Source organism: Methylophaga lonarensis MPL, assembly GCF_000349205.1.
GTDB lineage: Bacteria > Pseudomonadota > Gammaproteobacteria > Nitrosococcales > Methylophagaceae > Methylophaga > Methylophaga lonarensis.
This window is the reverse complement of sequence record NZ_APHR01000017.1, coordinates 49,242-59,708: the sequence shown is the minus strand read 5'-3', so window position 1 is coordinate 59,708 and position 10,467 is coordinate 49,242. Positions and strand designations below refer to the sequence as shown.

Sequence of the window (10,467 nt, the reverse complement as noted above, 5' to 3'; positions counted from 1 at the left end):
CCAAACGCTGCTGCCAGTCCTGTTCCATGCTGGCAAGATGCGTTTGTAACTTGCCTTGTTGTGCCGACAGTTTTGTTTGCCACCATCGCCTCAATTTGTTTGCCGGAAATTTTCTGCAACTCACGTTGTAACTCGGCCTGCACTGATTGCATGACTTCCGCGGTCAATTGCGTACGCAAATCTGCTTGCTGTTGATTTAGCACGCCAGCCAGTTGTTCTCGAATACCCGCCTGGATTGCTTCAGCCAGCTCCGTCTCAGAAAACTCAGGAGCTGCTGTTGTCGGCTGCTGACTGCTAGGTTCGGCATCCATCAGCGCCAACGATGAATCCGCAGCGGGTTGGCTGGCAATCTCCTGTCGTAACTTCTCAGCAAGCTGTTCGAATAATTGCTCCGTCAGTTGGCGAGTCTGTTGCTCAATGGTGGACTGTAATTGTGGTACAAAAGTACGGTTCAAGGTGGCTTCCACCTCTGCCAAGACCGGTTTTTCCGCGTCTTTTCTCGGCTCGGCAATATTGAGTTCTGGAAGCTCGGGAGCGAGGCTTGCTGACAAATCAAAACTTAATCCATCATCAGCGTCATCCGGCTGTTCGAATGTCAGCGTATCTTCATCGGCAAAACTAACCGTCAGCTCAGGTTCTGCTGAGTGCAGTTCCGCAATGATCGCATCCAGCACTTCCGTAGCGGGTGGTTTGCTGAGAATACTGTGTGCGCCAGCAATATCCGCCCGGTGTTGCTCAACTTCACCATCATTACCGGTACAGATAATCACCGGGATATTTGCAAAACTGGGGTCGGATTTTATTCGGGCGGTCGCAGTCAGCCCATCCATCCCCTCCATCATCATATCCATGAAAATAACATCAGGTGAGGCCTGTTCCTGCAGTGCCTGAAGCGCCTGCTCAGCATCGGAAAACTCTATTACTTCAAGCTCTCTTGCCTTGAGCATTTTGCTCAAAGTCATTCGGGCTACTCTGGAGTCATCGACGATCATTGCCGTCAAAATTGACATGATTGCCTCCTGTTTTCGGTTCAGCCTACGCGGTAGGCTTCCATATCAATGGATTGCAGTTGCTTGCCCAACATGACAATTTCACCACGATAACGTTGCTGCATATCACTGGCGAACTCAAAAAAATAAGTTCTCTGAATCTGCATGCGTCCTTGTCTGTTGCGCTTGAGGCGCACCTTTTTCCAGGCCACCGTATCATTAAGAAAAGTCACACCTGCCCAGTGACAGCGTTGTTTGGCAATTTCTATAGCCAATTCTGCCACGCCTCGGCTGTCCCACCAAAGCCAGGCGACGACCGCAAGTATTATCAGCACAATGGTACTGTCATTCATCCAAGATCGCCCCACATTGATTGCAGCACGGCCAAGGCTGCGGCAGATGCTGTTTCGGTTCGCAGAATACGCGGGCCGAATTGAATTGCATTGAAATCATATTCGATTGCCTGCATGACTTCCTGTTCGGTTAAACCGCCTTCAGGTCCAATCAGCAGCGCAAGCTCGCTGGCAGGTTGAAGTTGCCTGACTGTCTGAGTGGCTTCCGGCGACAAGACGATTTTGCAGTCAGCTGATACCGACAACGCCTCAGTCCAGGGAGTGACCGGCATCAGTTCAGGCAGCACACTTCGGCCACTCTGCTCACAAGCACTGATAATCACACCTTGCCAGTGCGCTTGACGCTTGTCAGCTCGGGCGGCATCCATCGGCACATTACATCGCTCGGTCACCACAGGCATGATGCGTGTCACCCCAAGCTCAACAGCCTTTTGAATGGCAAAGTCCATACGCTCACCGCGTGAGATCCCTTGCATCAAGGTGATCGACAAGCTCGACTCGGTTGCAGTCTCCAGCGGCTCGGCCAGTCTTGCAACCGCCTCACGTCGCTGTACATCCACCAATGTGGCTTCACATTCATAACCGTGTCCATCAAATAATCTGATTGGGCTGCCGGATTTTAGCCTCAACACCTGTACCGCGTGTCGGAACACGGTATCTGGCAGTGTCACCTCAATAGCAGCTCGAGGTAGCTCGGGGAAAAAGAATCTGGCGCAGCGCATGATTTGAATGTTCTGGATTAATGTCTGTAACAGCCCAGTTTACAGGCTGTTCAGTCCTGATAAAACCAAATCATTCATATTCCAGTTAAACATTTACAACACATCAGCACGCGCATCCGAGACATTTCAGTCTAGCCCCCATCGCTGACAACAGATGAAGCTGAACAGACCTTGGCCAGGTAAATTTTCTGAGCCCTGCTATTTCACTGATATACTTGAATTTATGACTATCGACCTGCAACAGCTGACTCGCCTGATAAGGGAGATCAGCAGAGAAATTCTGCTACCGCGATTCAACGCGGTGAACCGGCAATACAAAGCAGATGGCAGTATTGTCACCATTGCTGATCGGATGATGCAGGACATACTCACTGAACGGCTGGCGGAACATTATCCCGACATCAAACTGCTTGGCGAAGAAATGCCTGCCAGCCAGCAGGCCGAACTGTTAAGCGAAGGAAAACCGCTTTGGTGCCTGGATCCCATTGATGGCACCAGTAATTTTGCCTCTGGCATGCCCTGCTTTTCGGTCTCCTTGGCCCTGCTGCAGAATAACTCGGTTAGCCACGGGCTGGTCTATGATCCGATCCGCGATGAATGCTTTACCGCCCAACTCGGCAAAGGTGCCTGGCTGAACGATCGACCTTTGCAAACCTCCCACAATAAACTCGATATCAGTCAAACCCTTGCCATGGTTGATTTCAAACGGCTGCCTCCGGAGCTGAGCCAACGACTTATCACCGAAAGGCCTTATGGTTCGCAGCGCAGCCTGGGGTCAATTGCACTCGAATTATGCTGGTTGGCGGCAGGTCGCTGTCAGCTTTATCTTCACGGCAAACAATTGCTTTGGGACTACGCGGCAGCGCAGCTCATCATCAGTGAGGCAGGAGGCTATATCACTTCACTTGAGGGAAACAGCTTGTCAGAGCCGAGCCTGCAATCAAAATCGGCCTGTGCTGCCGTTGATGCGGAATTATTGTTGCAGTGGCGTAATTTTCTCTCGGGACATGCCAGCCGATGACCAGCAGTGCATTGATAGTGCCTGACTGGCCTGCTCCAGCCCATATCAAAGCCATCTGCACCACCCGGCAAGCGGGTTTTAGTCCCCCGCCCTATGACAGTCTCAATCTTGGCGACCATGTCGCAGATGATCCCAAAAACGTCCATCGCAATCGGCAGCAACTGATCACACTCGCCGACTTACCTGAAATGCCGCTCTGGCTCAATCAAACTCACAGTACGCGGGTGATTGACAGCGATGAGTGGCAAAGCGGGATCGAGGCAGATGCGATCATCAGTGAGCGGCCCGGCCATGTCTGTAGTGTATTAACGGCTGACTGCCTGCCCTTGCTGGTTTGTGATGTTCGAGGCAACCAAGTGGCTGCGATTCATGCGGGTTGGCGCGGCCTGCTTAGCGGCATTATCGAAACCACTGTCAAACGTTTTAACGCTCCAATGCAGGATTTGCTGGTCTGGCTTGGACCTGCGATAGGACCAAGTGCATTTGAGGTTGGTCCGGAAGTCTATCAGGCGTTTACCGCTCATCATGCCATTGCAGCTGAGGCGTTTACCGCATCTGAAAATGGTCATCATTACGCGGATATCTACCAACTCGCCAGACAGCGACTGCAACTGCGTGGTGTTCACAATATCTTTGGCGGCGAATATTGCACCTTTAATCAGGCGGATCAGTTTTTTTCCTATCGCAGGGATGGCGTGACTGGCCGAATGGCCTCGATTATCTGGCTGGAGTAGATCAACATCCAACTTCATCGTTTTTGCGGAAAATTTGGGGCCTTTGTTTGGAAGCTCTGCTGGCCTCAGATTCTCGCCTGCGCGGGAATGACGGGAGGGGGGATTGCGGGAATGAAAGGTGGGGATCGCGGGAATGACGGGTGGGGTGTCACGGGAATGACTCGGAGAATCGACATCCAACTCCACCGTTTTTGTGGAAAATTTGGGCCTTTGTCTGGGAGCTCTGCAGGCCTCAGATTCCCGCCTGCGCGGGAATGACGCAGGGTGAGTCGCTGGAATGTTGAGGAAGCTCACGGGAGTGTCACGGGAATGACACGGAGAGTCGCGAGAATGACGTGGAGAGTCGAGAGTGGCGGGTTTTGCGGTCATTGCCTGCTTATCGACAAGATCAGCGTCAGCCACGCGGTTGTCATGTCTGCTTGAGCTTGACGCTAGTGATATGGTGTATCAATTTAAGGTATGATCTTCCCCACTCACCCCTGATTGGATTGTTATGGAATTGTTACTCTGGATTGTAGGCTTCAGCCTGCTCGGCGGTCTGTTGAGCGTCATTATTGCTTCCTCGTTTCTTCTTCTTCCCGGCAAAACCCGCCATCATGCGGTGCCCCACTTGGTCAGCTTTGCTATCGGCGCCTTGCTGGGTGCCTCATTTCTCGGCTTGCTGCCTCATGCCATTGAGCATGAATTCATGGTCGACCCGCATGATCTCGGTCTGACCTTGCTGATTGGTTTGCTGGCGTTTTTCCTGCTGGAGAAAATGTTGCTCTGGCGTCACTGTCACAGCCATCACGGTCATGAAAATATTCCGGAACTGGGCACTGACCACCACAGCGAACATGCGCAGCAACACCAGGGCAAAGCCGCAGGGGCGCTGATTCTGGTTGGTGATGGCATTCATAATTTTGTTGATGGTGTATTGATTGCCGCAGCCTTTTTAACTGATGTTCATCTGGGTATCGTCACCGCCATCGCCATCGCCGCACATGAGATCCCTCAGGAACTAGGTGACTTTGTCATTTTGCTGCACAGTGGTTACAGCCGCAAAAAAGCACTGTTTTTTAATATTCTGTCCAGCCTCGGCACCGTGGTCGGTGCGGTGATTGCCTATTTTGCCCTGTCCTCCCTCGATCACCTGCTGCCGTATGTACTTGTTATCGCGGCTTCAAGTTTCATCTATGTCGCCGTTGCCGACTTGATCCCCAGTTTGCATGCCAAAGCGCAGCTCAGTGAAACACTGCAGCAAATGATTCTGATTGTTGCCGGAATAATCTTGATCTTTGTGACCCATTCAGCACTACACTGAGGGGATGACACAGCACAAAATTGACAAAATTCTGATCATCGGCCCGTCCTGGGTCGGTGATATGGTGATGGCGCAATCGTTGTTCATGGCCTTGCGCCAGAATAATCCTGACGTGCAGATTGACGTGCTGGCTCCGGACTGGAGTCGGCCTTTGTTGGAGCGGATGCCGGAAGTCCATCAGGCGATTTCCATGCCGGTCACCCATGGCATGTTTGCCTGGAAACAGCGTAAAGCCATCGGCCTGAAACTGCGCGATGAGAATTATGATCGCGCCATTGTGCTACCCAACTCCTGGAAATCCGCATTAATCCCCTGGTTTGCGAGGATTCCAGTCCGCACTGGCTGGCTGGGCGAAATGCGTTATGGCTTGCTCAATGATGCCCGCAAGCTGAATAAGCAGGCGCTACCTCTGATGGTGCAACGCTTTGTGGCGCTGGCACAACCTGCGGTAGAGGCCAGAAAAGCGCCAAGCTATCAAAAGCCGCACATGATTGCTGGCCAGTCGGCGACAGCAATTGATCCACCGCGCCTCAAACAGCAACAACGGCTGATTTTATGTCCGGGCGCTGAATTCGGGCCAGCCAAACAATGGCCTGCTGCACATTATGCTGATCTGGCCGTTGATTTTATCGAGATGGGTTGGCAAGTGTTGATCATGGGCTCAAAAGCCGATGCCAGCACCGGCGATGAAATTTGCTCACATGTTGACCCGGCGCTCAGATCATCACTGATCAACCTGTGTGGCCGTACCCAGCTGGCTGAAGCGATTGACCTTATTGATACCGCCGATGTCGTGGTCTCAAATGACTCTGGCTTAATGCATATCGCTGCCGCACTACAAAAACCGCTTATCGCCATTTATGGCCCCACCTCAACGGCTTTTACTCCGCCGCTTTCTGAGCTTGCACAGATCGTGCAGCTACCTATCGAATGCTCGCCCTGCTTCAAGCGGGAATGTCCGCTGGGCCACCACAAATGCATGAAAGATATACAGGCAGAAACCATTACCGCTAAAATCAAATATCACTTTGCCAAGTAATGCTCGTATTCCATCATGACTGAATTTCCAGATCGAAAAAGCAAACAGCTGTTAAGCAAACACAAACTGGATGATTTTGATTCACTGTGGACACTGAAAAGCGAATGGTTTGAAGCCCCTAACGAACGTCGCGGCGGCTGGAGTGGTGTCGTTAAATACGCGCTTGAAGATGAGCAAAATAAACAAGTCGTGTTTATCAAACGTCAGGAAAATCACATCACCCGCACCTGGCGGCATCCGTTTCGCGGCATTCCCACGTTTCAGAAGGAATACCGCAACATCCAGCGCCTGATCAACAAGCAGATCCCTACACTCGAACCGCTTTATTTTGGTCTGAATAAAATGCGCTCGATTCTGGTGACCCGATCACTGGAAAAATATCAGTCCCTGGAAACCATTGATCCCAACACATTGACTGGCAAAGAGCGCCGCCGACTGCTGAAAAAACTGGCTCGGGTGATCAGCACCTTGCACACCCACCACTATCAGCACAATTGCCTGTACCCGAAGCACATCTTTGTCCGATTTTCCAAAAAAGGTCGCTGGAAAATCCGCTTGATCGATTTGGAAAAAATGAAATGGACACCCTTAAAACGTCAGGCCATGGTCAGAGATCTGCAAACCCTGCACCGTCACTCAGGGCCTAACTGGAACTTGCGTGATCGGATCTATTTCATGCAAAAGTATTTCAACGAACCGCGTCTGTCTGCAAAAAGCCGCAGAATTTGGCAAATTGTTGACAGAAAAACCAACAAGAAAAACACCTGATCCAAAAGCAATAAAAATCTCTAGATTAAAGCTGAGAATATGAGCAAATACAAAACTCGATATGCCTTGATTCTGTGTAATGACTACAAGCCTCCCTTTTTTTCTGTTGCATGCCAATATGCTAGTTACTTCGACGGCTCTGAAATTCAACCGATAGTTGTCTTTATAAAAGGGGAAAAAAGCGAAAGCATCGCCTCAACACTAAAAGCTGAAGTGATTTTTCTAGAGGCGTCGAATAGAGAAACCAGCGGTCTCAAGCTGAAACTTAGCAAAGAAATCAAGAAGCTTCATGAGAAGTATCAATTTGAATTCGTAGTGGCTCACAGATATAGAGCAATATACATGGCCACCAAACTTAAAAATATACCCGTTTATGGAGTCTGTCACATAGACGGAAATTTTCGTCGCCTATCTCGAAGGCTTTATATCCGTTTTTGTAAAAACTTAACACTAATCGGAGTCTCAAAAGCTATTCGTGATGACATTAGAAAATCTCTTCCATTCATGCCTCGAGAAAGAATAGTACACCTATACAACTCACTAGACTTTCAAGGCATTAGAAATGGCATGCTATCAAGATCAGAAGCTCGAAAACGACTTTGCTTGACAGAAAATTACTCTTTTATAAATGTCGGAAGGCTACACTCCGATAAAGACCAGAAAACACTCATAGAAGCATTCTGCTTGGCATCAAAAAAAATGCCACTAGCACAGCTCTTCATCGCGGGAAAAGGTGAGCTGGAACAAGAATTAAAGGCATTGGTAGATTCTAAAAACATGCAGCACAAGATAAAGTTTTTAGGAGCTGTTCCAGATGTTTACAAGTACTTAAAAGGCTTTGATTGTTTCGTGCTGAGCTCGATTAGGGAAGGGCTTCCAATTGCACTGCTTGAAGCATATGCTGCTGAACTTCCCGTCATAGCAAGCTACTGCAATGGGAATCTCGAGGCAATCGATCAAGTAGCGAAAGGGTTTCCTATTGGTGATGCAGAAAGATTAAAAGAACTGCTTATTATTCAGTACAATGCTGATCTAATCAGTCTTAAATCATTAAAAAACAAAATAAACGATAAGGTTGAAAACAACTTCACCCACAACGTGGTAAGAGACAACTTCTGGAAGATTGTCAATGGCTCATAAAATATGACAAACTCAGTTTTTTATTGCTCTCTTTTTGGTGCATGATCTAAGTGCTTGTTTAAAATCAACCCCATTGGCAACCAGATAAGTAACCACAGCTCGTTTAGACTATTTACCACTAAGTGTCCATCAAAGTTCGATAGCACTAGCGCCATAGCAAGATAAGCGCCCCACCAATTTTTCTGCGCAACAGCCAGATAAAGTGTAGCCGTCATCATCAGGACAAACAGTATTAAAGGTAATATCCCCAGATGCACTCCCAGCGTTAGAAAAATGTTGTGAGGGTGAAGTATCTGTTGACCATTGACTCGATCTGACATCTCAAAGCCCAAACCACAACCACTGAACACACCACAATCTCGCCATGATGAGAGGAAATAAGCCCAAATTTCGAACCTCCCAGCATCTGCTCTAGCCACCAAGTTGAGTAACTTATCACTCTCCACTAACAGCCCACCTGCTAGGACAAAAGCAAAAGTCATCATAATGATTGCAAAAGCTAAACCAGCCAACCTGTACTTATAGGTCAGCCAAATACATACACAGATTGCCCACAGTCCAACGCCAACCAAGCCCGTTCGACTCTGTAAGATAAATCCAACACAAACCAGTACTAGAGTAGCCCCCAAGATAGCTTCAGTGTAATTTTTTCCGCGGACCCAAACAGGTGTTACCAGCACTAATACTGAAACAATTAACATGCTAGTAAATATGGGTCCTTGCAACCGAGAAGGAAGTTCGACTATACGATCGCCAAGCTCGTAAATACCATTTGCAGCATGAAATACCGCAGATAAAATTACATAAGAGATTAGCGCCCAAAAAGCTGTACGAATGACCTTTGGATTTTCAAAGAAATCCACATCTATCAATCTCGAAACAATAAACATAAATAAGGTTAAATACAGACAGTATTTGGCGAAGGAAAAGTCATGTAAAATTCCTATAGTAAAACAATACCCTATAAATGCAGCAAAACATAAATCTACATGACTCCATGATTTATAATTTTTAATATTAACTAGATAGAAAAAAACTGCAGGCACAGCAAGCAGCATATAAAAAATATTGTTAACTGACTTGCTGGAAGGCATCAACAAAAAACCTGCTAAGACCAATAGAATGGCATAACTGAAATATTGTTTAGCGATCATTAATAAGTCTCTCTACCAGCTGTCTATACGTAGCTTGGTAATAGTCAATATTATGATTTTGAATAAGATAATCATAAGCCGCAAGCCCGTTCTGCTTACGCTGTTCTTGGGTCATGGACAGATAAGCATCGAGTGCTTCAGTTAGCTCTTCAATACTACCTGGCGTACATGCGATACCACCTGCGCCATCGATCAATGGACGCATAGCTGGGATATCCGAAGCTATACATGGCAGACCAGCACTCATTCCTTCTAACAAAGCAAGCCCGAGTCCCTCGCTAAGAGATGGCATTGTCCAGATATCAAAAGCCTTGGTATATCTCACGGCACCATCAATTTCTCCCGGCAATTGAACTTTGTCTTGTATATTCAGCGCTCTAGCTGTGTCTTCCAAGGCTTTCCGTTGCGAACCCTCACCAATGATCAAAAGTTGCGCGTTTGGGTAGCGCTCTGTGAGACGTGCGAAAGCCTGGATGAGGTAAACATGACCTTTCACAGTCACTAATCTGCCAATAGCGCCAATAAGGGTTGCGTCGGCTTTTACTCCTAATTTTTTTCTGGCTTCATCCTTTTCATACTGCAGCTTTGCAATAGCAGCCATATCAATTGCATTAGTAATCGTCGATGTGTTTTTGACGCTAAAACCAGAGTTAAGCCTGATGAGATGCTCTCTCAGTGCATCTGAAACAGCAATGAAATGTGAGTGCGAGCTTGCATTTCTGCTGATGAAAGCAAGACGTGATCGGGCTCGATAATCACTAAAACTGTGAATTACGCTGATGCAATCAGGGTTCCCTACCCATTTTGCTAATCGTAAAATCATAGAAGTCGGTCTGAAACGATGACAAATAACGACATCAAACCTCTCCTCTTTCAGAAACTTCCAGAGCACGATTGTCGAACGAATACGTAAGCCACTCAAAGCTGAGCGAGGGAGATTGAAATAAACCGAGCGTTCGGCCAAGCTGGGTCTGTCGTTATCTCTTGGTCGTGAGCCCATGTACGCATTGACAAACTCATACTTGTCTTGAGGAAAAGCTTTAACAATCTGCTCATGCAAGTCTGTAGCAGAAAACATCCTGACGTTGTGATCATGCTGTAACTGCAGCACCTTAACTCTTCTCATTTTTCTAACTACCCAAAGTTCGTTAATAATTCTGGACAAACAACCAGCATCAAGGAAATTTCAAACTTCGGAGACTTGATAGGGAGACTGGCATACAAAGTTCATGTAACCGGATGAA

11 protein-coding genes are annotated in these 10,467 nt (G+C 47.9%); 6 read left to right on the top strand and 5 right to left on the bottom strand.

Annotation, left to right across the window (positions count from 1 at the left end; translation table 11 throughout):
• From MPL1_RS13195 to MPL1_RS03945, 3 genes are all read right to left on the bottom strand, one after another.
• Nucleotides 1–1,010, bottom strand: a 1,010-nt coding sequence (locus MPL1_RS13195; protein WP_009725838.1) for a response regulator, incomplete at its 3' end; no start/stop codon positions are given.
• Between the two features lie 20 nt (nucleotides 1,011–1,030).
• A complete protein-coding gene (locus MPL1_RS03950) occupies nucleotides 1,031–1,342 on the bottom strand; it encodes a DUF3301 domain-containing protein (protein WP_009725837.1) in 312 nt (103 codons plus the stop codon).
• The gene (locus tag MPL1_RS03945) at nucleotides 1,339–2,064 is read right to left on the bottom strand and encodes a 16S rRNA (uracil(1498)-N(3))-methyltransferase (protein ID WP_009725836.1); all 726 of its coding nucleotides are present in this window, start codon (nucleotides 2,062–2,064) and stop codon (nucleotides 1,339–1,341) included. Before MPL1_RS03945 ends, MPL1_RS03950 begins: the two co-directional genes overlap by 4 nt.
• A 154-nt stretch (nucleotides 2,065–2,218) precedes the next feature.
• Here MPL1_RS03945 and MPL1_RS03940 point away from each other — a divergent pair, with 154 nt between their 5' ends.
• The 6 genes from MPL1_RS03940 to MPL1_RS03915 all read left to right on the top strand — a co-directional run bounded on the left by MPL1_RS03940 (nucleotide 2,219) and on the right by MPL1_RS03915 (nucleotide 8,069).
• Nucleotides 2,219–3,085, top strand: coding sequence for an inositol monophosphatase family protein (locus MPL1_RS03940; RefSeq protein WP_009725835.1), 867 nt, complete (start codon nucleotides 2,219–2,221; stop codon nucleotides 3,083–3,085).
• Entirely contained in the window at nucleotides 3,082–3,819 is a 738-nt protein-coding gene (gene pgeF, locus MPL1_RS03935; RefSeq protein ID WP_009725834.1) for a peptidoglycan editing factor PgeF, read from the top strand. The genes MPL1_RS03940 and pgeF overlap by 4 nt, the downstream gene beginning before the upstream one ends.
• Nucleotides 3,820–4,312: 493 nt before the next feature.
• On the top strand, nucleotides 4,313–5,122 hold the full coding sequence (locus MPL1_RS03930) for a ZIP family metal transporter (RefSeq protein ID WP_009725833.1): 810 nt from the start codon (nucleotides 4,313–4,315) through the stop codon (nucleotides 5,120–5,122).
• A gap of 4 nt (nucleotides 5,123–5,126) precedes the next feature.
• Nucleotides 5,127–6,161 carry a lipopolysaccharide heptosyltransferase II gene (gene waaF / locus MPL1_RS03925; protein ID WP_009725832.1) on the top strand — a complete coding sequence of 345 codons (1,035 nt, stop codon included), beginning with the start codon at nucleotides 5,127–5,129 and terminating at the stop codon, nucleotides 6,159–6,161.
• A 15-nt stretch (nucleotides 6,162–6,176) separates the two neighbouring features.
• A complete protein-coding gene (locus MPL1_RS03920; RefSeq protein WP_009725831.1) occupies nucleotides 6,177–6,929 on the top strand; it encodes a lipopolysaccharide kinase InaA family protein in 753 nt (250 codons plus the stop codon).
• A gap of 39 nt (nucleotides 6,930–6,968) precedes the next feature.
• The gene (locus MPL1_RS03915) at nucleotides 6,969–8,069 is read left to right on the top strand and encodes a glycosyltransferase (RefSeq protein WP_009725830.1); all 1,101 of its coding nucleotides are present in this window, start codon (nucleotides 6,969–6,971) and stop codon (nucleotides 8,067–8,069) included.
• 20 nt (nucleotides 8,070–8,089) lie between these two features.
• On the opposite strand, the gene MPL1_RS03910 is transcribed toward MPL1_RS03915, so the two are convergent.
• Complete coding sequence (locus MPL1_RS03910; RefSeq protein WP_009725829.1) at nucleotides 8,090–9,223, bottom strand: O-antigen ligase family protein; 1,134 nt, start codon at nucleotides 9,221–9,223, stop codon at nucleotides 8,090–8,092.
• Nucleotides 9,213–10,334 (bottom strand): glycosyltransferase, encoded by a 1,122-nt coding sequence (locus tag MPL1_RS03905; protein WP_009725828.1) that lies wholly within the window; start codon nucleotides 10,332–10,334, stop codon nucleotides 9,213–9,215. The genes MPL1_RS03910 and MPL1_RS03905 overlap by 11 nt, the downstream gene beginning before the upstream one ends.
• Nucleotides 10,335–10,467: the final 133 nt, after the last annotated feature.